Annotated in this window: 21 protein-coding genes and 1 tRNA gene; 8 read left to right on the top strand and 14 right to left on the bottom strand. The window is 73.5% G+C overall.

Features of this window, described 5'->3' with window-relative positions; translation table 11 throughout:
- Window positions 1–55: 55 nt before the first annotated feature.
- On the bottom strand, window positions 56–799 hold the full coding sequence (locus ACN268_RS26540; protein WP_421485601.1) for an SDR family NAD(P)-dependent oxidoreductase: 744 nt from the start codon (window positions 797–799) through the stop codon (window positions 56–58).
- A 334-nt stretch (window positions 800–1133) separates the two neighbouring features.
- Here ACN268_RS26540 and ACN268_RS26535 point away from each other — a divergent pair, with 334 nt between their 5' ends.
- The 3 genes from ACN268_RS26535 to ACN268_RS26525 are packed head-to-tail and all read left to right on the top strand — an operon-like array spanning window position 1134 to window position 5928.
- A complete protein-coding gene (locus tag ACN268_RS26535) occupies window positions 1134–2924 on the top strand; it encodes an N-acetylglutaminylglutamine amidotransferase (RefSeq protein WP_421485600.1) in 1791 nt (596 codons plus the stop codon).
- 2 nt (window positions 2925–2926) lie between these two features.
- Entirely contained in the window at window positions 2927–4756 is a 1830-nt protein-coding gene (gene ngg, locus ACN268_RS26530) for an N-acetylglutaminylglutamine synthetase (RefSeq protein WP_421485599.1), read from the top strand.
- Window positions 4753–5928, top strand: a complete 1176-nt coding sequence (locus ACN268_RS26525; protein ID WP_204928286.1) for an osmoprotectant NAGGN system M42 family peptidase — start codon at window positions 4753–4755, stop codon at window positions 5926–5928. Before ngg ends, ACN268_RS26525 begins: the two co-directional genes overlap by 4 nt.
- A gap of 117 nt (window positions 5929–6045) precedes the next feature.
- Here ACN268_RS26525 and ACN268_RS26520 read toward each other — a convergent pair whose 3' ends face one another.
- The gene (locus ACN268_RS26520) at window positions 6046–7764 is read right to left on the bottom strand and encodes an alpha/beta hydrolase domain-containing protein (RefSeq protein ID WP_421485598.1); all 1719 of its coding nucleotides are present in this window, start codon (window positions 7762–7764) and stop codon (window positions 6046–6048) included.
- 463 nt (window positions 7765–8227) lie between these two features.
- Here ACN268_RS26520 and ACN268_RS26515 point away from each other — a divergent pair, with 463 nt between their 5' ends.
- Window positions 8228–9157: a ribonuclease Z gene (locus tag ACN268_RS26515; protein WP_421485597.1), complete on the top strand. Its 930-nt coding sequence runs from the start codon at window positions 8228–8230 to the stop codon at window positions 9155–9157.
- The gene (locus ACN268_RS26510; protein WP_421485595.1) at window positions 9154–9672 is read left to right on the top strand and encodes a GNAT family N-acetyltransferase; all 519 of its coding nucleotides are present in this window, start codon (window positions 9154–9156) and stop codon (window positions 9670–9672) included. The genes ACN268_RS26515 and ACN268_RS26510 overlap by 4 nt, the downstream gene beginning before the upstream one ends.
- 3 nt (window positions 9673–9675) lie before the next feature.
- Here the strand turns inward: ACN268_RS26510 and ACN268_RS26505 are convergent, their stop codons facing one another.
- From ACN268_RS26505 to ACN268_RS26495, 3 genes are all read right to left on the bottom strand, one after another.
- Complete coding sequence (locus ACN268_RS26505) at window positions 9676–10566, bottom strand: hypothetical protein (protein ID WP_421485594.1); 891 nt, start codon at window positions 10564–10566, stop codon at window positions 9676–9678.
- Window positions 10567–10725: 159 nt separating this feature from the next.
- Window positions 10726–12096 (bottom strand): cystathionine beta-synthase, encoded by a 1371-nt coding sequence (locus ACN268_RS26500; protein ID WP_421485593.1) that lies wholly within the window; start codon window positions 12094–12096, stop codon window positions 10726–10728.
- Window positions 12097–12171: 75 nt separating this feature from the next.
- Complete coding sequence (locus ACN268_RS26495) at window positions 12172–12528, bottom strand: YkvA family protein (RefSeq protein ID WP_421485592.1); 357 nt, start codon at window positions 12526–12528, stop codon at window positions 12172–12174.
- 182 nt (window positions 12529–12710) lie between these two features.
- Here ACN268_RS26495 and ACN268_RS26490 point away from each other — a divergent pair, with 182 nt between their 5' ends.
- The 3 genes from ACN268_RS26490 to ACN268_RS26480 all read left to right on the top strand — a co-directional run bounded on the left by ACN268_RS26490 (window position 12711) and on the right by ACN268_RS26480 (window position 16045).
- Window positions 12711–13760 (top strand): SGNH/GDSL hydrolase family protein, encoded by a 1050-nt coding sequence (locus ACN268_RS26490; RefSeq protein WP_421485590.1) that lies wholly within the window; start codon window positions 12711–12713, stop codon window positions 13758–13760.
- An 85-nt stretch (window positions 13761–13845) separates the two neighbouring features.
- On the top strand, window positions 13846–14649 hold the full coding sequence (locus ACN268_RS26485; protein WP_204928294.1) for an SGNH/GDSL hydrolase family protein: 804 nt from the start codon (window positions 13846–13848) through the stop codon (window positions 14647–14649).
- A gap of 133 nt (window positions 14650–14782) precedes the next feature.
- A complete protein-coding gene (locus ACN268_RS26480; RefSeq protein ID WP_421485589.1) occupies window positions 14783–16045 on the top strand; it encodes an acetyl-CoA C-acetyltransferase in 1263 nt (420 codons plus the stop codon).
- A 3-nt stretch (window positions 16046–16048) separates the two neighbouring features.
- Here the strand turns inward: ACN268_RS26480 and ACN268_RS26475 are convergent, their stop codons facing one another.
- The 9 genes from ACN268_RS26475 to ACN268_RS26435 form a co-directional block, all read right to left on the bottom strand.
- On the bottom strand, window positions 16049–16369 hold the full coding sequence (locus ACN268_RS26475) for a hypothetical protein (protein ID WP_421485588.1): 321 nt from the start codon (window positions 16367–16369) through the stop codon (window positions 16049–16051).
- A 103-nt stretch (window positions 16370–16472) separates the two neighbouring features.
- The gene (locus tag ACN268_RS26470) at window positions 16473–17294 is read right to left on the bottom strand and encodes a Bax inhibitor-1/YccA family protein (protein WP_421485587.1); all 822 of its coding nucleotides are present in this window, start codon (window positions 17292–17294) and stop codon (window positions 16473–16475) included.
- A 106-nt stretch (window positions 17295–17400) separates the two neighbouring features.
- Window positions 17401–17484, bottom strand: a tRNA-Leu gene (locus ACN268_RS26465).
- Between the two features lie 150 nt (window positions 17485–17634).
- On the bottom strand, window positions 17635–18972 hold the full coding sequence (locus ACN268_RS26460) for an NAD(P)/FAD-dependent oxidoreductase (protein WP_420118857.1): 1338 nt from the start codon (window positions 18970–18972) through the stop codon (window positions 17635–17637).
- Window positions 18973–19063: 91 nt separating this feature from the next.
- Window positions 19064–19624 carry a hypothetical protein gene (locus ACN268_RS26455; protein WP_421487003.1) on the bottom strand — a complete coding sequence of 187 codons (561 nt, stop codon included), beginning with the start codon at window positions 19622–19624 and terminating at the stop codon, window positions 19064–19066.
- Between the two features lie 5 nt (window positions 19625–19629).
- Window positions 19630–20994 (bottom strand): DUF58 domain-containing protein, encoded by a 1365-nt coding sequence (locus ACN268_RS26450; protein ID WP_421485586.1) that lies wholly within the window; start codon window positions 20992–20994, stop codon window positions 19630–19632.
- A 5-nt stretch (window positions 20995–20999) separates the two neighbouring features.
- Window positions 21000–22007, bottom strand: coding sequence for an AAA family ATPase (locus ACN268_RS26445; protein ID WP_204928298.1), 1008 nt, complete (start codon window positions 22005–22007; stop codon window positions 21000–21002).
- Entirely contained in the window at window positions 22007–22594 is a 588-nt protein-coding gene (locus ACN268_RS26440; protein ID WP_421485584.1) for a hypothetical protein, read from the bottom strand. Before ACN268_RS26440 ends, ACN268_RS26445 begins: the two co-directional genes overlap by 1 nt.
- 34 nt (window positions 22595–22628) lie before the next feature.
- Window positions 22629–23366 (bottom strand): DUF4129 domain-containing protein, encoded by a 738-nt coding sequence (locus ACN268_RS26435; protein ID WP_421487002.1) that lies wholly within the window; start codon window positions 23364–23366, stop codon window positions 22629–22631.

Below are 23366 nucleotides of genomic sequence, written 5' to 3'. Positions count from 1 at the left end.
CGCCGGTTTCCGACCGGCGGCCCGCACGCGCCTGTCCGGAGGAAAGGCTCACCGGTCAGATCGTGAAGCCGCCGTCGACGTTGACGGTGGCGCCGGTGATGTACCGGCCACCGGGGCCGGCCAGGAAGGCGACCGCGGCCGCGATGTCGTCCGGCCGGGCGTAGTGGCCGAGCGCGGTGAGGCCGTTGATCGTCTCGGCGTTCGGCCCGTCGGCCGGGTTGAGGGCGGTGTCGGTCGGGCCGGGGTTGATCAGGTTGACGGTGATCGCCCGGGGGCCGAGTTCGCGCCCGAGAGCCTTGGTCAGGCCGGTCAGCGCCGTCTTGCTCATCGCGTAGAGCGCAAAGCCGGGAAAGACGGTGCGCTCGGCCATGTTGCTGCCGATGTTGATGATCCGCCCGCCCGCCGCCATGTGCCGGATCGCGGCCTGCGAGGCGACGAACGGGGCCCGCACGTTGACCGCCACGGTCAGTTCGAACGCGTCGAGACCCAACTCCTCGACCGGCCCGAGCAGGAACGCGCCCGCGTTGTTGACCAGGATGTCCAGCCGCCCGAGGTCAGTGGCGGCGCGGTCGACGGCGGCGATCACCGCCGCCGGGTCGGCGCTGTCCGCCCGCACGGCCATGGGCCGGCGACCGGCCCGCCGGATGCCGTCCGCCACGTCCTCGGCCCGGTCCTTGTCGTCGCGGTATGTCAGTGCCACGTCGGCGCCCGCCTGGGCCAGCCGGACCGCCGTGGCCGCGCCGATCCCCCGGCCACCGCCGGTCACGAGCGCCACCTTGCCAATAAGTGTGTCGTCCATGCGGAAGAGCCTGCCGCCCGGCGGCGGCCAGGTCTGGCGGTGATCTGACTTCGCGTTCGACCCAGCCCACCCTCACGTCTCGAAGAGGCGCCGGATGTGCTGTGTGGACCCGGAGTTCACCGGGTGAGCCGGCAGCAGCACCACCCTTTTGCGGGACTGCGGTGTTTGTCACATCGTCGGCCCGGGGCGAATCGGGCACCCGCCGGGCCCCGGGCAGGAACGTCGGCCCGGGCGGCACCGTCACGGTGAGTGGCGCACATACTAGCAGTCCCGTAACACGGCCGACATCGGCTCAACAGGCGAAGTGCAACAACCTCTGGCAGCATTGGCTGGCATGTGCGGACTTGCGGGAGAGTTCCGCCGTGACGGTTCCCGGGCCGACGTGTCGGCGGTGGAACGCATGGCGGCCACGATGAGTGACCGGGGGCCCGACGACAGCGGAGTGTGGTCACAGGGGGCCACCGCCCTCGGGCACCGCCGCCTCAAGATCATCGACCTCTCCGCCGCCAGCGGGCAACCGATCGTCGACCCGGCCGCCGGGCTCACCGGAGTGTTCAACGGTTGCATCTACAACTACCGCGAGCTGCGCGAGGAGTTGCAGGCCCTGGGGCACCGCTTCTTCTCCTCCGGGGACAGCGAGGTGGTGGTCAAGGCGTACGCGCAGTGGGGGCTCGACTTCGTCGACCACCTGATCGGCATGTTCGCCGTCGCGATCACCGAGCGGGACACCGGCCGCCTCGTGCTGGCCCGGGACCGGCTCGGCATCAAGCCGCTCTACCTGGCCGAGACGCCGGGCGTGGTGCGCTTCGCCAGCACCCTGCCCGCCCTGCTGGCCGGCGGCGGGATCGACACCGCCATCGACCCGGTGGCGCTGTCGCACTACCTCAGCTTCCACAGCATCGTGCCGCCGCCGCGCACCATCCTGCGCGGTGTCACCAAGCTCCCCCCGGCCACCGTCCGGGTCTACGAGCCGGACGGCCGCACCCACGAGCGGGTCTACTGGGACCCGTCCTTCACCCGGGACGCGTCGCGCGCCGACTGGTCGGCCCGCGACTGGGAGGACGCCCTGCTGGAGTCGCTGACCACCGCCGTACGCCGCCGGATGGTCGCCGACGTGCCGGTGGGGGTGCTGCTCTCCGGCGGCCTGGACTCCAGCCTGGTGGTGGCGCTGCTGGCCGGCGAGGGACAGACCCGCTCCGGGCTGTCCACCTTCTCCATCGGTTTCGACGCCGTCGGCGGCCGGGAGGGCGACGAATTCGTCTACTCCGACCTGGTGGCGCAGACGTTCGGCACCGACCACCACCAGCTCAAGGTGGCCGCCGGTGACCTGGTGCCGCCGCTGGAGGCGGCGGTGGCCGCGATGAGCGAGCCGATGGTCAGCCACGACTGCGTCGCGTTCTACCTGCTCAGCCAGGAGGTGTCCCGACACGTCAAGGTGGTCCAGTCCGGCCAGGGCGCGGACGAGATCCTCGGCGGCTACCACTGGTACCCGCCGCTGGCCGGCATCGACCGGGAGCAGGCCCTCGACTCGTACGCGAAGGCGTTCTTCGACCGGGACGCGGCCGGGCTGGCCCGGGTGCTCAACCCGGACTGGCTGGCCGACGGCGACCCGGCGCGCGAGTTCGTCGCCGCTCACCTGGGCCGGGCCGGGGCGCAGACCGCCGTCGACGCCGGCCTGCGGATCGACACCCAGATCATGCTCACCGACGACCCGGTGAAGCGGGTCGACAACATGACCATGGCGCACGGCCTGGAGGCCCGGGTGCCGTTCCTCGACCACGAGTTCGTGGAGCTGGCGGCGAGCTGCCCGCCCGAGCTGAAGCTGGCCCAGGGTGGCAAGGGCGTGCTCAAGGAGATCGGCCGCCGGGTCCTGCCGCACGAGGTGATCGACCGCCCCAAGGGCTACTTCCCGGTGCCCGGCCTGACCCACCTGGAGGGCAAGCTCCTCGACCGGGTCCGCGACGCGCTCACCGCGCCGCAGGCCCGCCGCCGCGACCTGTTCCGTGCCGACTACGTCAATGCGCTGCTCGCCGACCCGAACGCCGAACTGACCCCGTTGAACGGAAACAAACTGTGGCAACTGGGACTCCTGGAAATGTGGCTCCAGAGCCACGGAATCGACTGACCGTGAACGAGACCCTCGCGACCGGCACGGCCCGTACCGACCGGGAGCGGGTGCTCGGCCGCCGCCGGGAACGCATCGGCCCCGGCGGTGACCCGGTCGCGCCGGCCACCGCCCCGGAGCCGCGCCGGGAACCGGCCGGGCCGTCCGACGTGGTCCTGGACTGCGGCTGGGGGCGGCTGGTCTTCGGCCAGACCTTCCACGAGCAGGTCGCGGTGGCCCACGTGCTGCGGTCCGAGGCGGCCGGTGCCCGGGACATCTGCATCTACCTGCGCGACCCGCACGTGCTGGTGTCCCGGCTGCCCGACGAGCTGTTCATCGACCCGTCGCTGACCTACCGGCTGCCGCTGGGCGAGCGCCGCCCGGCGGCCACCGGGCGGATGGAGATCCCGGGGTTGGTCGTCCGGCCGCTGCGCGACGCCGACGACGCCGACGCGGTGAACCGGATCTACGCCCGCAACGGCATGGTCACCGCGCCGGTGGAGGTGCTCGTCGACAACGCCGGCACCGACCGGTTCCTGCACCTGGTGGCCGAGGCGAGCACCGGGGAGATCGTCGGCACCATCACCGGCGTCGACCACGTGGCGGTCTTCGGCGACCGGGAGAACGGCGCGAGCCTGTGGTGCCTGACCGTCGACTTCAACACCGCCCCGCCCGGCACCGGTCAGGCCCTGCTCACCGAGCTGGCCGACCGGCTCGACGAGCGGGGGCGCGCGTTCGTCGACCTGTCGGTGCTGGCCGAGAACTCCGGCGCGATCCGGCTCTACGAGCGGCTGGGCTTCCACCGCACCGGGACGCTCTGCGTCAAGCGGAAGAACCCGATCAACGAACGGCTGTTCCTGCCGTCCGCCCCGGTGGGCTACGACGAGCTGAACCCGTACGCGAAGATCGTCGCCGACGAGGCGATGCGGCGCGGCATCCGGGTGGAGGTCACCGACGCGCACTGGGGTGAGCTGCGGTTGACCAACGGCGGCCGGACGATCGTCACCCGGGAGTCGCTGTCCGAGCTGACCTCGGCGGTGGCGATGAGCCGCTGCGACGACAAGCGGGTCACCAGGCGCATCCTCACCGAGGCGGGCCTGTCGGTGCCGCGCGGCCGGACCGCCACCGGCGACCCCGACGACCTGGCCTTCCTCACCGACGTCGGCCCGGTGGTGGTCAAGCCGGCCCGGGGCGAGCAGGGCAACGGCATCACCGTCGGGGTACGCACCGCCGAGGCGCTGGCCGCCGCCGTCGAGCTAGCCCGCCGGTTCTGCCCGGACGTGCTGATCGAGGAGCTGCGCGCGGGCGAGGACCTGCGGGTGATCGTGATCGACCACGAGGTGGTGGCCGCCGCCGTGCGCCGACCGGCGCAGATCACCGGCGACGGGGTGCACGACGTCACCGAGCTGATCGAGCGGCAGAGCCGGCGACGGGCCGCCGCCACCGGCGGCGAGTCCCGCATCCCGATCGACGAGATGACCCGCGAGGTGGTGGCCGAGGCCGGGCACCGGATGCACGACGTGCTGCCCGAGGGTCAGGTGTTGGCGGTGCGCCGGACGGCGAACCTCCACACCGGTGGCACAATCCACGACGTGACGGCCGAACTGCACCCGGCGATCGCCACTGCCTGCGTGGCGGCGAGCCGGGCCCTGGACATTCCGGTGACCGGGCTGGACCTGCTGGTCCCCGCCCCCGACCAGCCCGAGCACGTGTTCATCGAGGCGAACGAGCGGCCGGGGCTGGCCAACCACGAGCCCCAGCCGACCGCCGAGCGCTTCGTGGACCTGCTCTTCCCGGGCACCCGGGCCCCGCAGCGCCTCTGGAGCCCGGCCGGGCCCGGAGGGGTCGCGTGAGCCTCAAGCCCCTCGACATCGATCTGGACTACCTCCGTCAGGTGCTGGTGGAGTTGCTGGACATCCCCAGCCCGTCGGGGCGTACCGACCACGTGCAGCAGTACGTGGGGGAACGCCTGTCCGCGCTGGGCATCCCGTCCACGCTGACCCGGCGGGGGGCGCTCAGCGCCTGCCTGCCCGGCCCCCGGCAGACGGGTGCCGACCGGGCGATCGTGGTGCACACCGACACCATCGGCGGGATGGTCAAGCGGCTCAAGGAGAACGGCCGGCTGGAGCTGAAGACCATCGGCACCCACTCGGCCCGGTTCGCCGAGGGCGCACACGTGCGGATCTTCACCGACGACCTGGACCGGGTGGTCACCGGGCAGGTGCTGCCGTTGAAGGCCAGTGGGCACCGCTACAACGACGACGTCGACCTGCAGGGCGTCGGTTGGGAACACGTCGAGGTCCGGGTCGACGAGCCGGTCGAGGACATCGCGGGCCTGCGGGCGCTGGGCATCGACGCGGGCGACTTCGTGGCGTTCCTGCCCAACCCGATGGTCACCCCGTCCGGGTACGTGAAGTCCCGGCACCTGGACGACAAGGCCGGGGTGGCGGCGGTGCTGACCGCGTTCAAGGCGGTGGTGGACGCCGGCATCACCCCCACCGTCACCGCCCACCTGCTGGTCACGGTGACCGAGGAGATCGGCCACGGGGCCAGCCACGGCCTGGACCCGGACGTCGCCGAGATCGTCTCGGTGGACGCGGCGGTGGTCGCGCCGGGCCAGCAGTCCCGGGAGAACGCGGCGACCCTGGCGATGGGCGACGGGGTCGGCCCGTTCGACTACCACCTGACCCGTAACCTGGCCACCATCGCCCGGGAACACGGGGTGGACCTGGTCCGCGACGTCTTCGACTACTACCGCTCGGACGTGGCGGCGGCGGTCGAGGCGGGCGCGCACGCCCGGGTGGCGCTGCTCGGTTTCGGGGTGGACGCCACCCACGGCCACGAGCGCACCCACCTCGACGGGCTGCGTCACCTGACCCAGTTGCTCTGCCTCTATCTCCAGAGCGACCTGGTCTTCCCCGAGTGGGACGCCGAGCCGGAGGGCGACCTGGCCGACTTCCCGTCGCTGGCGGTGCAGCCGGCCAGCGAGGACGGCCCCCGCGAGGGCCCGATCGGCATCGACTGACCGGCTGCTGGCCGCACTGCCGGGCACCGCGCAACGGCGGGCACGACATCACGCGTCGTGCCCGCCGCCCACCGGCCGCCCCGGCCCCTCACCGTGGCGTCGGTCCTTACGGTCGGGTCACCGGTTGCGGCGTTCCGCCGCGTCGAGCAGGGCGATCAGCGCCTCGGTCACCCGCAGCACCGCGTCCCGGGCGGCCGGGTCGCCGGTGATCCGCTGTTCCGCCCGGTCGGCCAACTGTCCCAGCAGTTCACCGGCGCGGGCCGCGTTGCCGGCGGTGCCGGCCTGCTCGGCCCGCTGGAGCCGGTCGGTCAGCCGGGCCGCCACGTACTCGGTGATCCGGCCGGCGGCGACGTACTCGGTGATCAGGTCACGCAGGTCGGAGTACCAGGCGGGGTCGCGGGTGAACGACGCGGGCAGGTAGCCGGCGTCGGCGGCGGCGAGGGTGGCCGCGACGCTCGCGTCCACGTACGCCCCGACGGTCGGGTAGCGGGCGGCGAGCTGCGCGTCGGTCAACGGCACGGAACTGCCGTCGAGGAAGCAGAAGCCGGGCCCGGTGTTGCTGCCGCTGTTGACCCGCAGCGGCACGTGGTGCTGGGCGAGCCGGATGCCGTCGAGGGCGAGCCCCAGGTCGTCGCGGGCGACGGCCGGCGGGGTCGTCGTGGTCGTCCGGATCGGCGGGGCGCTCGGCGGGGCCACCTGCTGGGCGACCCAGGCGACGGTGTGGTCGTAGACGGCGTTCTGCACCATGTGCTGCGGGACCCGCGACAGCGAGGGCAGCGTGCAGGTCTGCGGTTCGCCCGGGTAGCCACCCGGGTAGCTGCCGATGTCCCGCTTGCGCAGCGGCCCGTAGTCGGTGATCAGCTTCCAGTCGCCGTGCGAGGCGCCGGCGACCTCCCAGGACCGCAGGACGGCCGAGTCGGCCTGGGCGCGGGCCGCCGCCGGCAGGATGCCGCTGGCCACGTCCCCCTCGGAGTTGATCCGGAACACCGGCGTCGCCAGGTCGGTGCGCAGCACCCCACCACCGCCGTGCAGGACGACCGCGTCGAGCACGTTCGCCGACTGCTGGACGCCGTTGTAGTAGTTGGCGAGGCGACCGGCGGACTGCGAGTGGCCGGTGGCGATCACGTACTGCGGGGCGGGCAGCTTGCCCAGCGGGTCGACGCCTGTCGGGTTGCGGACCGCCTTCACCGCCTGGCTGAAGATGTCGTACGAGAGGCTGTCGTCGGTGACGGTGCCGCCCACGGTGACGTCCAGCGGGCCGTACCGGGCGGGGCTCCACGCCTTGAGCCCGGTGGCCGAGTGCAGCCCGGCCCGCTGGGCGGAGACCCCGACCCAGGCGTAGCCCGAGCGGATCAGGTGCTCGTGCGACTGGAACCAGTCGACCTCCTGGTCCCACTGGTTGCTGACGTTGTTCCACTCGGCGATCACCACGCCGTTGAACTTCTTGGTGTTGGCGGGCCGCCTCACCACCAGCCGGGTGCCGTACGGCTGGTCGGTGGCGATGGTCGTCGCGTTCTGGGTGCCCTGCACGGCGTACCGGGTGGCGGTGCCGAAGAGGAAGAACTCCTCCTCGACGTAGCCGGCGGCGGCCAGGTTGACGTCGGTGGCGAGGAACGGGTAGCCGTGGCCGGGGTCGCCGACCGGGGTGGTCCGGGCGATCGGCCCGGCGACCACCGGGTTCGCCACGGTCGCGCCGGTGGCGGTGGACGGCCGGGTGGTGGCCGGCGGGGCGGCACCCGCCGGGGGGACCGGGCCGGCGGCGACGGCCAGCGCGCCGACCAGGCCGAGGGTCAGGGATCGTCGGGTGTTCCTGCGGGTGGTGGACGAAACGGGCACGGTTCACCTCACGGGGGAGCGACCGAGGGGACGGCTCGGGCGGACAGCGGCGGGAGGTGGCCACTGTGGGGCAGACAGTAATGCTCGCTTCAGGTGAAAGATAGGCCAGATGAGCACGAACTTTCGCGCGACCCGACAAAAGTCCATCGGGTCGGCGGGCGGGTCCCCGGCCGCAGGATCGCGCGAAAAATCACTACCGGCACCCGGGGTGCAGTGGGTAGCGTGGCGGTACACGGGAAAGGAGGTGGTCCAGACTTGTATAGCAATCGGACTCGTGAGGTGGCTGTCCGCTAGCCGCTGTCCTCGACAGTGAACGACCAAGCATGATCGTCGAGACCGTGTGGCAGCGGTGCGGCGAATCCACGACAGCCACCCGACCCCCGGGGTGCCGACCCAGTCCAGTCGGCCCGTGCGCGAGCACGGAAGCCCCGGGGGTCGCTTCGTTCCCGGGGGAGGTCCGGCCGTGTCCATGCGGGAGCTGACGGTGCTCGGCACGGCCAGCCAGACCCCCACCCGGCTGCGCAACCACAACGGTTACGTGCTGCGCTGGGACGACGAGGTGATCCTCTTCGACCCCGGCGAGGGCAGCCAGCGCCAACTCCTGCACACCGGGATCACCGCCACCGACCTCACCCGGATCTGCGTCACCCATTTCCACGGCGACCACTGCCTCGGCCTGCCCGGCACCATCCAGCGGCTCTCCCTGGACCGGGTGCCGCACCCGGTGGCGGTGCACTTCCCCGCCGGTGGCGCGGAATACTTCGCCCGGCTGCGGCACGCCAGCAGCTTCCACGAGACCGCCGAGCTGGCCGTCGAGCCGATCGCCGCCGACGGGCAGCGGATCACCCTGGGCGTCGGCACGCTGGAGGCCCGCCGGCTGCGGCACCCGATCGAGACGTACGGCTACCGGCTGGTCGAGCCGGACGGCTGCCGGATGCTGCCGGAGCGGCTGTCCGCGTACGGCATCGGTGGGCCGGCCGTCGGGGAACTGCTGCGCGTCGGGCACCTGGACGTCGGCGGACGCCGCGTCACCCGGGACGAGGTGAGCGTCGTCCGGCCGGGGCAGCGGTTCGCCTTCGTGATGGACACCGGCCTCTGCGACGGGGTGTACGCCCTCGCCGAGCACGCCGACCTGCTGGTCATCGAGTCGACGTTCCTGGAGTCGGAGGCCGCGCTCGCCGCCGAGGTCGGCCACCTGACCGCCGGCCAGGCCGCCCGGGTCGCCACCGAGTCGGGGGTACGCACGCTGGTGCTCACCCACTTCTCCCAGCGGTACGCCGACCCGCACCGCTTCCACGACGAGGCCCGTGGGCACTTCGCCGGGGAGCTGGTGATCGCCGAGGACCTGACCACCGTGCCCGTCCCGCCCCGACGGGTAGCCTCGGCCGGGTGACCGTCACGCTCCGTCCCGCCGTCGCCGACGACCTGGTGCCGGTGGGCGCCCTGCACCAGCGGTCCCGGATCGCGGCGTACTCGTCGTTCCTGCCGCCGGAGGCGCTGGCCGACCCGACGCCCGAGGCGATGGGGGCGTACTGGGTGCAGCGGTGGACGTGGGAGCGCGACGAGCACCTGATGACCGTGGCCGAGCGGGACGGCCGGCTGGTCGGGTTCAGCTACCTCGGCCCGGACGACGAGGGCGACCCGGCGACCGGGCTGCTCAACGCCATCCACCTCGACCCGGCCGAACGGGGCCGGGGCACCGGCCGGGCACTGATGGTGGACGCGCTGGACACCATGCGGGCCCGGGGCTGGCGGCGGGCGGTGCTGTGGGTGCTGGAGAGCAACGCCCCGGCCCGGCACTTCTACGAGCGCGGCGGCTGGCGGGCCACCGGCGATCGTCGGGAGGAACGGATCGGCCCCGCCCGCACCCCGCAGCTGCGCTACGCCCGGCAGCTACCGGGCTGCTGACCGTCAGGTGCCGTCCCGGTCCGCGTCGACCGAGAAGTTGATCACTGAGAGATACCCGTCGCCGTCCTCGACCACCTTCATCAGCATGGTCTCGGCGAAGATGGTGTCGTTGTCGTTGAAGGTGTCCCGCCCGGTGTGCGCGGCGTACGGCGCGGCGGCGTACACCCGGCTGTTGAGGGCCTCGTCGAACATCATCTGGGTGGTGAGCACCCGGTCGTCGCCCACGTGCACCATCGCGTGGATGTGCGTGGTGCGGCCCCGGTACCAGCCCGGCCAGACGGTGGTGAACTCGACGATCCCGTCGGCGTTGGTGACCTGGGCACCGCGCAGGTAGCGCTTGTCGTCGGTCGGCGTCAGGTCCGCCGCCGACCCCTGCGCGCCACCGCCCGGGGCCGCGTCACCACCCGGTGGGTTGCCGGTGGGCGGGTTGCCCCCCGACGCGCCACCGGGCGGGACGCCGCCGGACGCGCCGGACGACTGGGCCTCGGCCCCCGAGTAGAGGCCCGCCGCGTCACAGTGCCAGATCTCCACGACCGCGTCGGCCAGCGGCCCGCACTGCTCACTGTCCTGCACCCGGATCGCCACCCGCAGCCGGGTACCCGCCCGGTCCTCCCGGATGTCACTGCGGATCTTGTCGGCGTCGAAGTAGTACGGGCCCTGCGTGGTGCTCGCGGTCAACGTGCAGGTGTTCGCCGCGCCGAACAGCGCGGCCAGGTCGGCCGACGTGCTGGCGGTCGCCTGCGGGGACACGGTTTCCCCGGTCGACGTGGTGACCGTGCCGCCGTCCCGGCCGCAGGCGGCGAGCAGACCGGCCAGACCGATCGAGCCGACTCCGGCGATCAACCGGCGACGGCTGACCCGTTGCCCCTCGTGGTGGTCGAGGTCGTGGCGCATGTCGTTCCTCCCGTGGGTCGGTGCCTCTCGGCTCGTCCCGACGGTAGGCAGGCTGCACGGACGCGCTCTGTGCCGCTCCTGTGCCACGGCTGTGAACTGTCGCCCCGGGCATACCTGCGGGGCCCCTCCCACCGGAAGGGGCCCCGCGGGTGTGTCGGGTCAGTGCGCGCCGAGGTGGGCGAGCAGGTCCTGCCGGGTCAGTACGCCCTTGGGCTTGCCGTCGACCAGCACCAGCGCCGCGTCGGACTTCTCCAGCATGCTCACCGCCTCGCTCACCGGCTGACCGCCACCGATCATCGGCAGCGGGTCGGCCATGTGCCGTTCGATGGTGTCGTGCAGGTGCGCCTGACCGGTGAACAGGGCGTCCAGCAGATCCCGTTCGGCGATCGAGCCGGCCACCTCCCCGGTCACCACCGGCGGCTCGGCCTTGAGCACCGGGAGCTGGGAGACGCCGTACTCGCGCATGTAGTCGATGGCGTCGCGGACCGTTTCGGTCGGGTGCACGTGCACCAGCTCGGGCAGGCCACCCGGCTTGCTCGCCAGCGCGTCGGCGACGGTCGGCTCGGTGCCGGAGTGGTCGAGGAAGCCGTACCGGGCCATCCACCGGTCGTTGAAGATCTTGGACAGGTAGCCCTTGCCGCTGTCCGGCAGCAGCACCACGACCACGTCGTCCGGGCCGGCGGCGCGGGCCACCTCCAGCGCCGCCACCACGGCCATCCCGCAGGAGCCGCCGACCAGCAGGCCCTCCTCGCGGGCCAGCCGTCGGGTCATCTCGAAGGACGCCTTGTCGGAGACCTCGACGATCTCGTCGGCGATCCCCCGGTCGTACGTCTCGGGCCAGAAGTCCTCGCCGACCCCCTCGACCAGGTACGGCCGGCCGGTGCCGCCGGAGTAGACCGACCCCTCCGGGTCCGCCCCGATCACCCTCACCCGCCCCTCGGACGCCTCCTTGAGGTAGCGCCCGATGCCGGAGATGGTGCCGCCGGTGCCGACCCCGGCCACGAAGTGGGTGAGCCCGCCCCCGGTCTGCTTCCACAGCTCCGGCCCGGTCGTCTCGTAGTGCGAGCGCGGGTTGGCCGGGTTGCTGTACTGGTCGGGCTTCCACGCGCCGGGGATCTCCCGGGCCAGCCGGTCGGAGACGTTGTAGTACGACCGGGGGTCCTCCGGGGCGACGGCGGTCGGGCAGACCACCACCTCGGCCCCGTACGCCCGCAGCACGTCCTGCTTGTCCTGGCTGACCTTGTCGGGGCAGACGAAGACGCAGTGGTAGCCCTTGAGCTGGGCGACCAGCGCCAGCCCGACCCCGGTGTTGCCGCTGGTCGGCTCGACGATCGTGCCCCCGGGCCGGAGGATCCCGGCGGCCTCGGCGTCCTCGACCATCCGCAGGGCGATCCGGTCCTTCACCGAGCCGCCCGGGTTGAGGTACTCCACCTTGGCCAGCACGGTCGCCCGGATGCCCGCGGTGACGTTGCGCAGCCGCACCAGCGGGGTGTTACCGATCAGGTCGACGACGTTGTCGTAGTACTGCACCTCGTTGTGCCCTTCGTTGCGGCGCCGGGGACGGCGGCCTGGCAGACGGTCCTTCGTCGCTCAGCGTACGTGCCCTCAGAGGGTCACATGACCGGGGATGACGGAGGCCCGGCGGGCCTCCCACTCCAGGAAGCGCTCGGTCTCCGACAGCACGCTGCCGGCCAGCCAGGTGACCATGACGGCGTCGTCCACCAGACCGAGCACGGTCAGGAACAGCTCCGGCACCAGGTCGACGGGCGACACGACGTAGACCGTCGCCGCCGTCATCATCGCCAGCCGGAGGCCGCAGTCGTACTCGCCCCGGGCGGTGGCCCGGATCATCCGGGGCAGCGCCGCCAGCCGGGTGCCCAGCGACGGACCACCCCGGGCGCCGGCCGCCAGCGACCGGGCCAGCGCCGTGAAGGCCGCGGTGCGCTTCAATGTCCTACCCATCTCATCCAGCCCCTCTCCACCGACCAGCGTGACTGGCCCGCGCAAGCCGTCGCCACCTGCGGCGGGCGACCACGGGTGGGCCCCGCCCCCGGATCAGGTACCCAGAACCGTCGCCGCCCAGCCCCGAAAACCGGCCGTCCCGACGGAGGCGGGGTGACGCTGCGGCGCGATAATGTCGCTGTATGGGGGTGGCAGGTTCCGTCGTACCGCCCGGTCCGCGCTGGCACCGCGCCCGGCAGGTGGCCCGGCTGGCGGCGATCGGCACGGGTGCCACCGCGGCGGCCGTCGCCGCGACCGGCGGCGTGCTGCTCGGGCAGGCCCGGCAGGCCCGGCGCACCATCCCGATGGCGCAGGCCCCGCCCCCGCGCTGCGACGGCGTCTACGGTGCCAAGATCCCCGGCCCACCGCTGACCATGGTGATCCTCGGCGACTCCTCCGCCGCCAGCTACGGGGTGGCGCGACGCCGCGAGACCCTGGGCTCGCTGCTGGCCACCGGGCTGTCCCGGCGGCTGCACCGGGCCGTACGGGTGCACCGCTTCGCCGTGGTCGGCGCGCTCTCCGCAGGTCTGCGCCCACAGGTCGAGGCGGCCCTGGAGTGCACGCCGGACGTCGCGGTGATCCTGGTCGGCGGCAACGACATCACCAACCGCACGCCCTACTCCGTCGCGGTCCGCCACCTGGTCGACGCGGTCCGCACGCTGCGCGCCGCCGGTTGCGAGGTGGTCGTCGGCACCTGCCCCGACCTGGGCGCGATCCGGCCGATCCAGCCCCCGTTGCGCTGGCTGGCCCGCCGGTGGAGCCGGCAGCTCGCCACCGCCCAGACGGTCGCGGTGGTCGAGGCGGGCGGGTGGACGGTCTCCCTCGGTGACCTGCTCGGCCCCCGGTTCGCCGCCGAACCGACCCGGATGTTCGCCTGGGACCGGTTCCATCCCTCCGCCGAGGGTTACGCGATGGCCGCCGCCGCGCTCCTGCCGACCGTGCTGTCGGCGCTCGGTAGCGGGGAGCGCCGGCCGATGCTGGCCCCGGGCGAGGGCGTACGGTCGCTGCCCCAGGCGGCCCACGAGGCGGCCCGCACCGCCGGCACGGAGGTCAGCGGCACGCAGGTCCGTGGCCGGGACCACGGCCCGGCCGGCCGCTGGGCGCAGCTACGGCGGCGGGCCTTCTTCGGCGTCGGCCCGGTGCCGCAACCCGGCACCGCCGCCGACTCACCCCAACTGGAGGGACTGGCATGAGCGAGCGCAGCGAGCGAACCACCGGGTGCCGGGGGTGCCCCGCCGGGCCGGTCACCGCCGCCGTGGGCGTCCGGGCGGTGACACCGTGACGGGCCGCTCGCTCGGCGGCGAGCTGGCCGTACGCCTCGGCAAGGCCGCTGCGGTCTCCCTGGTCGCCGGGACGATCGGTGGTGCGGCGGTGCTCGCCGGTCAGGCGGTGGCGGCCCGTAACCGCGACTACGCCCAGCCGGAGCTGGGGCTGGCGCTGCGGGCCACGGTCGGCCGGGTCGGTGCCCCGCTGCTGCGGCTGGTGCTGCTGGGTGACTCCTCGGCGCTCGGCGTCGGGGTGGCCCGCTTCGACGAAACGGTCGGCGGTCAGCTCGCCCACCTGTTGACCGAGGGGCCGACCGGCCGTCGGGTGCACCTGTCCAGCGTGGGGGTCTCCGGGTCCCGCTCCACCGACCTGTCCACCCAGGTGGCCCGGGCGCTGCTGGGTGACCGGCCGGACGTCGCGGTGGTGCTGATCGGGGCGAACGACGCCACGGCGATGAGCCGGCCGGCGGAGGCGGCGGCGTACCTCGCCTCGGCGGTACGCCGGCTGCGGGAGGCGCGAGTCGAGGTCGTCGTCGGCACCTGCCCGGACCTGGGCGCGGTGCGCGCGGTGGCCCCGCCGCTGCGGCAGGTGATCGGCTGGTCGGGCCGGCGGGTCGCGCGGGCGCAGACCGCCGCCGTGCTGGAGGCCGGCGGCACGGTCGTCGACCTGGGTACGGAGACCGGGCCGGTGTTCCGGGCCGACGCGGGGACGCTCTGCCACGACGGCTTCCACCCGTCCGCCGACGGGTACCGGGTCTGGGCGCACGCCCTGTTGCCGGCGGTCGTCGCCGCCGCGAACGTCGCCTCCCGGCACTGACCGGCATCGATCCCATCCCGCCGGCTGCGACGGGTCGCGGCCGGCGGGCGGGTCCGACCGGGCCGGCACGGGTGACATTTCCCGCTGGTCGGCGTCCTTCCGCGCCAAGTTACCGTCAAGTTAACGTTGGTTCATGCCGATTGAGTCGTCCCGCGACGCCGTCATCGTCGCCACCGCCCGGTCCCCCATCGGCCGTGCGTTCAAGGGTTCGCTGCGCGAGGTCCGCCCGGACGACCTCGCCGCCACCATCGTGAAGGCCGCGCTGGACAAGGTTCCCGGGCTCGACCCGACCACCATCGACGACCTCTACCTCGGGTGCGGGCTGCCCGGCGGCGAGCAGGGCTTCAACATGGCCCGGGTGGTCGCCACCCTGATGGGCCTGGACGGGCTGCCCGGGGCCACGCTGACCCGCTACTGCGCGTCGTCGTTGCAGACCACCCGGATGGCGATGCACGCGATCCGGGCCGGCGAGGGCGACGTCTTCGTCTCCGCCGGGGTCGAGATGGTGTCCCGGTACGCCCGGGGCAACTCCGACACCCTGCCGCCCGAGGCGCAGGAGCTGGTCGGCGGCGGTTGGGAGAACCCGCGCTTCGCCGAGGCGCGGCAGCGGTCGGCGGCCCGCGCGCAGGGCGACGCCGAGGTGTGGACCGACCCGCGCGAGGCCGGGCAGCTCCCCGACATCTACCTCGCCATGGGGCAGACGGCGGAGAACCTGGCCCAGGTGTACGACGTCACCCGGGAGGAGATGGACGCGTTCGGCGTCCGCAGCCAGAACCTCGCCGAGAAGGCCATCGCCGACGGCTTCTGGGCCCGGGAGATCACCCCGGTCACCACGCCGGACGGCAGCGTGGTCGACACCGACGACGGGCCGCGCGCCGGGGTCACCCCGGAGGCGGTGGCCGGGCTGAAGCCGGTCTTCCGCCCGGACGGCCGGATCACCGCCGGCAACTGCTGCCCGCTCAACGACGGTGCCGCCGCCGTGGTGGTGATGAGCGCCCAGCGGGCCGACGAGCTGGGGCTGACCCCGCTGGCCCGGATCGTCTCCACAGGCGTCACCGCCCTGTCGCCGGAGATCATGGGCCTCGGCCCGGTCGAGGCGTCCCGGCAGGCGCTGCGCCGGGCCGGGATGACCGTCGACGACGTCGACCTGGTCGAGATCAACGAGGCGTTCGCCGCCCAGGTGATCCCGTCGTACCGGCAGCTCGGCATCCCGCAGGACAAGGTCAACGTGATGGGCGGGGCGATCGCCGTCGGCCACCCGTTCGGGATGACCGGCGCCCGGATCACCGGCACCCTGCTCAACGCCCTGCAGTGGCACGACGCGACGATCGGCCTGGAGACCATGTGCGTCGGTGGCGGTCAGGGCATGGCGATGGTGCTCGAACGGCTGAGCTGAGCCCTACAGCGCGCTGCGGGTCGCCGCCACCAGGGCGGCGGCCCCGGCCAGCACCGCCTCCGGCGGACCGGCCGCGACCAGGTCCGCCGCGACCACCCGGAGCTGGTCGGGCAGCGCCATCGGATGCGCCAGCCGGGGTACGTCCCGCCGCGGCCCGCCCTCCGCGTCGGCAGCCAGGTCGGCGATCTCCTGCACCAGCTTGTGCACCAGGTCGGCCCGGGACACGTTGCCGCCCGCGGCGACCGCCGCCCACCGTGGCTGCTGCCAGTGCCCCACCTGACGGACCAGCGACGTCACCGCCCGGTCCAACTCCGCTGCGCTCATCGTCGGCGAGTCTACGCACCACCTACCGGCCCCGGGCCGGCCGCGCAGACGACGACGCCCGCCACCGCAGGGTCGCGGTGGCGGGCGTCGGGTGCGACAACCGTCAGTCGTCGCCCTGGAAGTAGCTGATCAGGCGCAGCATCTCCAGGTAGAGCCAGACCAGGCTGACCACGATGCCGAACGCGGCGGTCCAGGAGTAGCGGGCCGGCAGCCCCATCCGGACGCCGTCCTCGACCTCCTTGAAGCTGAGCACGAAGCTCAGCGAGGCGACCACGATGCAGACCAGGCTGAACCCGATGGCCAGCGGGCTGCCGTCGCGCAGGCCGGTGTTCACGCCGAACAGCGCGAGCACCAGGTTGATCAGCATGACGGCGAACAGGCCGGCCATCACGGCGATCATGCCCTTGACGAACTTGGGCGTGGCCCGGATGACACGCGCCTTGTAGAGCATGGTCATCACGAAGAAGACGCCGAAGGTGGCGACCACGGCCTGGAGCACGATGCCGTCGTAGGCCGTCTCGTAGACCTTGCTGACCAGGCCGACGAACGCGCCCTCGACGATCGCGTACGCGACGACCAGGGCCGGGTTGGCGACCCGGGAGAACGAGATGATCAGGCCGAGGACCAGGCCGACCATCGCGGCGCCGATCCAGGCGACGCCGAGCACCGAATCCGGCACCACGATCCAGGCGGCGGCGGCGGAGACGCCGAGGATGGCCAGGAGCGCGACGGTCTTGACGACGACGTCGTCGACGGTCATCGTGCCGGACACCGTCGGGGCGACCGGGGAGCCCGGCTGGCCCGGGTACTGCTGCGGAATGCCGGGCTGTCCGTAACCGTACGGCCCGGGCTGGGCGTACCCGGCGGAACGCTCCCGCTCGGCCGCCTGGCCGAGCCGGGCGAGCACCGGGTTCGAGGTCTTCACTGTCAGGCCTCCCTCAGGGGGTCAGTCGCACGCAAACGTGCCCTTCCAGGGTAAACGGCGGGGCACGACCGCCGCCGGTCGGGAGGCTGTGGGAAAGCTGAGAGTGTGGTGCCCGGGGCGGGTCTCGAACCCGCACGCCTTGCGGCAGCCGCTTTTAAGGCGGCCGTGTCTGCCGTTCCACCACCCGGGCGGGGGCGCGTCACGTCGATGCGCGACGGTGCAGTCTCACGGTAGCCGTTCCGCGTCGCCCCGGCGTACCCCGTCCACGCGTGCCGGACGGCGAACGCCGGTCGCCCCCACCCGGGAGCGGGCAGGGGCGACCGGCGGGTCGGTGCGGCGGTCAGGCCGCCCTGCTGGTGATCGGGATCGGCTGCGACGCCTCGGCGAACTCCTCGCGCGGGTCGTGCAGCTGACCGAGCGCGACCACCTCACGCTTGAGGAAGAACGCCAGCGACCAGTCCACCACGACCCGGACCTTGCGGTTGAACGACGGGATCCGGCTCATGTGGTACGTCCGGTGCATGAACCAGGCCGGCCAGCCCGTCATCTTGATGCCGTACACCTGGGCGACGCCCTTGTGCAGGCCGAGGCTGGCCACGCTGCCGGCGTGCTTGTGCTTGTAGTCGACCGGCTCCCGGCCCCGCACCACCAGCGCGATGTTGTCGGCCATCCGGGCGGCCTGCCGCACCGCGTGCTGGGCGCTCGGCGAGCAGTAGTTGCCCGGTTCCTTGGTGAGGTCCGGGACGGCCGCGCAGTCACCGGCGCTCCACGCCCCCTCCACCACCCGGTCGCCGTCGACGACCTGGAGGGTGGGCAGGCAGGTGACCCGACGCCGCTCGTCGCGGGGGAAGTCGGTGCGGTCCAGCATCGGCGACGGCTTCACCCCGGCCGTCCAGACGATGGTGTCGGAGCGGAAGCTGTCGCCGTCGGAGAGCTTCACCACACCGTCGACGCAGGACTCCAGCCGGGTGTCCAGCCGGATGTCCATGTTCCGCTTGAGCAACTGCTGCACCGTGTACGCGCCCATGTCCCGGTCGACCTCGGGCAGCACCCGCTGGGTCGCCTCGACCAGCACCCAGCGCATGTCGTCGGGCTCCAGCTCGGGGTAGTAGCGCAGCGCGTCCCGGGCCATGTCCTCCATCTCGGCCAACGCCTCGATGCCGGCGTAGCCGCCGCCGACGAAGGTGAAGGTCAACGCGGAGCGACGGACCTCGGGGTCCGGCGTGGCGGCGGCCACGTCGAGCCGGTCCAGCACATGGTTGCGCAGGTAGATGGCCTCGCCGATGGTCTTGAACCCGATCCCGTGCTCGTGCAGGCCGGGGATCGGCAGGGTGCGGGACACCGATCCGGGGGCGACGACCACGTGGTCGTAGGGGATCTCCCGGGTCGGGCCGGAGATCGGCTGCACCACGGCGGTCTTGCGACTGTGGTCGATCCGGGTCACCGCGCCCGCGACGACCTTGCACTTGCGCAACTCCCGCCGCAGCGGCACCACGGAGTGCCGGGGCGAGATGTTGCCGGCCGCCGCCTCGGGCAGGAACGGCTGGTACGTCATGTGCGGCTGCGGGTCGACCACGACGACCTCGGCCTCACGGGAGCTCAGCTTCTTGGACAGGCGCAGAGCGGCGTACAGGCCCACGTGCCCGGCACCCACGACAAGGATCCGCTTCGGATTCACGTATCCATCTTTCCCCGGGCGGCTGCGGTAATACCCCTCGAGACCCCCATCTGTGACGGAGCACAACACCTGTGAGCTGCGCAACGTCGCGCTATCTGCGGCGCAGCAGCCAGCCCAGCAACCCGGTCAGACCCACCGCCACCAGCAGTCCCACCACTGTGGCGGTCTGGAAACCGTCATCCGGGCCGAGTTGCCCCGAGCGGGTCAGCAGCACCCCGATCACCGCCGACGCCAGCACCACCGCGCCGGCCCGGGTGAGCCAGCGCAGCACGACGTCCGGGTCGATCGCCCCGTCGTAGGGCAGCACGGCTAGCAGGGCGCAGAGCGTGTGCCCGAGGTAGAGCAGGGTCGCCACCGCCAACAACCGCCACAACGTGATCGGCCGGTCGTAACCGGCCGAGGCGAACACCCAACCGCCGACCGTGACCAGCGCGGCGAAGGTCGGCCAGATCCGGCGCGGGGCCACCGCCGGCAGCACCGCCACCACCGTCAGCGCGAGCAGCGACCGGGCCTGGAACAGCTCCACCGGGTACGCCAGCAGCAGCCCGGCCAGCACCACCAGGAAGGTGAGCCCGCGCACCAGCAACGGCAGCAGGGCCACCCGGCGTACCGCCGTGCGCGCCGCCCGGACCCGTTCCCGGACCGCGTCCACCGGGCTCACCGGCCACCCACCCGGGGTGCGGTCGCCAGCCGGGCGACGTCCCGCAGCACCTGGTCCAGGCTGCCCGCCCCCGCCCAGCCCACCACCGGCACGCCGTGCTCCCGCAGTTGCGTGATCATCGTGTCCCGGTCCAGCCGCCACAGCCGGTACGCCACCGGCGCCCAGCCCTGCTCACCGGGCGGGGCGAGGTCGGTCGGCAGGGTGTCCACCGCCACCACGAACCGGCCGCCCCGGGCCAGCCGGGCCAGCATCTGCGCGGACCGCTCGTCGAGCAGCGGGGTGAGCACCACCACCAGCGCGTCGGCGGAGAGCACCTGCGGGCCGAAGACCTGGTCGTACGGCTCGTGCGGGGAGGACTCGGCGTGCACGTCGAGCAGCCACTCCAGGACGGTCAGGTACTGCCGGCGGCCCGTGGCGGGGCGCAGCCGACGGGCCGCCGGACCGTACTCCAGCAGGGCCACCCGGTCACCCCGGTGCAGGTAGTGCTCGGCGATCGCGGCGGCGGCCCGGACGGTGGTGTCCAACACGGACGCCGCCCCGGCCACCCCGCCGGAACGCCCCGCCTCGGCCAGCACGTCGAGCAGGACGACCACCTCGGCGTCCCGGTCGGACAGGGTCGACGCCACGTGCAGTTGCCGGGTCCGCAGCGACACCCGCCAGTCGATGCGGCGCAGCCGGTCCCCCGGCCCGAAGACACGTACCCCGGCCAGTTCGCCGCCCTCCCCCGGCCGCCGCGAGTGGTGCGCGCCGACCAGCCCGGCGGCCCGGGGCATCGCCTCCACCGCCTCGAACGGTTCGGTCTTCGGGTACACCCGCATCCGCACCGGCTCGGTGAGCACCGCCCGGGAGACCAGCAGCCCGTCGGCGGCGGCGGCACGGGCGCCCGCCGGCCCGATCGGGTGCCGCCCCCAGCGCAGCGCGGTGCCGGTCAACTCCAGGTCGACGGCGGTGCCGCTGGACAGCGCGGTGACGAACGGCCGGTCGGCCCCACCGGCGCGGCTGACGTCCAACCCGATCCCGCCGAAGCCGGCCCGGCGAACCGACAGCCACGGCGAGATCCGGGTCCGGACCACCACCACGTCGTACGGCACCGTGTCCGGGTTGCCCACCACCACCGCGCCGGCCAGATCGCCCCCCTCGACCAGCTGGGCGTCCCCGGCGGTGATCTCCAACTGCGGGGCGGCGGTGGGCCGGCGGCGCAGCGCGTACGCGGTGCCGAGCGCGAACGGGGTGGCCAGCACGACCAGGTCGACCCGGCCGAGCAGCACCGCGGCGATCAGCAGCAGCCCGGTGAGCAGCACCGCCCGGCAGAGCGCCCAGGTGGGCGACCAGCCGGCGGCCGGCTCCTGACGGTCAGGCACGACGATCAGCGCCCGGCCCGGCCGGCCGCGTAGCTGGGCAGCGCGCCGCTGGCCGGCGCCGGGGTCTGCTCCAGCACCTCACCGACCACGAATGACGGGTCGACCCGGCGCAGCCACATCTCCGGGCGCAGCGTGATCCGGTGCGCCAGCGCGGGGGCCGCCACCTCCTTGACGTCCTCCGGCACCACGTAGTCGCGGCCGGCGAAGACGGCCCGGACCCGGGCCAGCAGCAGCAGCGCCAGCGAACCCCGGGGGGACGCCCCGACCAGCACCGACGGGTGTTCCCGGGTGGCCGCGGTGAGGTCCACGATGTACTTGCCGACGGAGTCCTCCACCACGACGTCCTCCAGCGCGGCCTGCATGGCCCGCAGGGTGCCGGCGTCGACCACCGGCTCGATCTGCGCCTCCTCGCGGCGGCGGTCCATCCGGCGGCGCAGCACCTCCCACTCCTCGTCACGCTGCGGGTAGCCGAACGACACCCGCAGCAGGAACCGGTCGAGCTGCGCCTCGGGCAGCGGGTACGTCCCCTCGTACTCGATCGGGTTGGCGGTGGCCAGGACGTGGAACGGCTCGTCGAGCCGGTAGGTGACGCCCTCGACGGAGACCTGCTTCTCCTGCATCGCCTCCAGCAGCGCCGACTGGGTCTTCGGCGGGGTCCGGTTGATCTCGTCGGCGAGCAGCAGGTTGGTGAAGAGCGGGCCGGCGCGGAAGGAGAAGTCGCCGCTGCGCTGGTCGTAGAGGAACGAGCCGGTGACGTCGGCGGGCAACAGGTCGGGGGTGAACTGGAGCCGGCGGAAGTCCAGCCCGAGGGCCTGGGCGAAGGAACGCGCGGTCAGCGTCTTGCCCAACCCCGGCAGGTCCTCCAGCAGCACGTGCCCGCCGGCCAGGATGCCGGCGAGCACCAGTTCCAGGGCCTCCCGCTTGCCGACCACGACCGTGCCGACCGCGTCCAGCACCGCCCGGGCCAGGTGGCCGACCTCCGTGGCGGGAATGCTGCGGTCCACGTCGTTCATCAGATCTTCTCCAGTTCGGCGACGATCGCCGCGAGGTCGCGCGGCGACGGGGGACGGCGGGAGGGGGTGTCGAGGAAACTCCACAGCGGCTCCCCGAGCAGGGCCCGGGCCCGGGGCGGGTCGGACTCCCGGGTCAGGCCGTGGCGTTGGCGCAGCCGCTCGTCGGCCAGCTCGCCGAGGCGGGGCAGAATACGTTCGGTGAACCGTTCCGCGTTGTCCGAGGACCAGTCCAGCGGGCGTTCCCAGCCGTTGATGGCGGCCCGCAGCGCGTCCCGGGCCGCCCAGTTGTAGGTGCCCGGCTCCTCACCGGCGGGGGCGCGGGCACCGCCCCGGGGCGGGGGCGGCGGGGCCAGCGCGGCGGTGACCCGGCGGACCGCGAGCACCGCCAGCACCCCGGCCACCACGATCCCGAGCGACAGTTGCAGGCCGACCGCGCGCAGCCCGACCACGACCACGGCGGTCACCCCGGCGGCGGTCAGCAGCAGCCGGAACGCCTGCCGGGCGCGTCCACCCCGGACCCGGCCCGCACGGGCCGGCGGCTCCTCCTCGAAGGAGAACAGGTCGTCGAGGCCGGTCGACTCGCTCACCGTGCCACCCCACCGGGTGCGCCGTGGCGGGCGGTCACGCCGGCACCTGCGGGTCGGCCAGGGCGGTGAGTTCACCGCGCAGCCGGCGCAGCGCCCCCCGGGCCTGGTCCCGCATCCGGGCGTCGACGGCCCGGGTGGCGTAGCGGGCCTCGCGGTAGACGTGGGCGAAGCCGTCCAGCACGTCGGCGCTGGCGATGGCGGGCACGCCGGCCGCCGGGTCGCCGCGCAGCAGCCGGGTCACCAGGTCGGTCGGGGTGTCCCCGGTGAGCCTCGGCACGCCGGCCTCGGTGGCGGCCTCCTCCAGCCGTACCCAGCAGGCGATGACGGCGGTACGCGGGTCGGTGTCGGCGTCGTCCAACTCCTCCAGACCGGCGTCGAGCGCGGCCACCACCTCCCGCGCGGTGCCCTCGGCGGTCCGTCGGGCCCGCGCCACCGGGACCGCCCGGGTGGTCCGCCGCAGCGCGCCGCGCAGCAGGGTGAAGGCCAGGTAGCCCAGGGCGGCCAGGATCGCCGTGGCGAGCAGCCCGATCGCCGCCGTGGCGATCCACTGCGGGACGCTCGGTCGGGTCTGCGCGGCCTCGGTACGCGGCTCGACCGGGATCGACCGGGCCGGCTCGGCGGAGGGGTAGTCCGGTACGTAGGGGATGTTGTCGGCGGCCGGCGGGATGCGGCTGGCCCCGATCGACGAGTGCCCGGCGGCGAGCGCGGCGGCCAGCAGCAACAGCGTCACCAGGGCGACGGGCCACCACCTGCGCAGTACGCCGAGGTCCAT

The sequence above is a fragment of the Micromonospora sp. WMMD735 genome, assembly GCF_049178995.1.
GTDB lineage: Bacteria > Actinomycetota > Actinomycetes > Mycobacteriales > Micromonosporaceae > Micromonospora > Micromonospora wenchangensis.
Note: the sequence above shows the minus strand (reverse complement) of the source record. Positions and strands in the feature narration are given on the sequence as shown.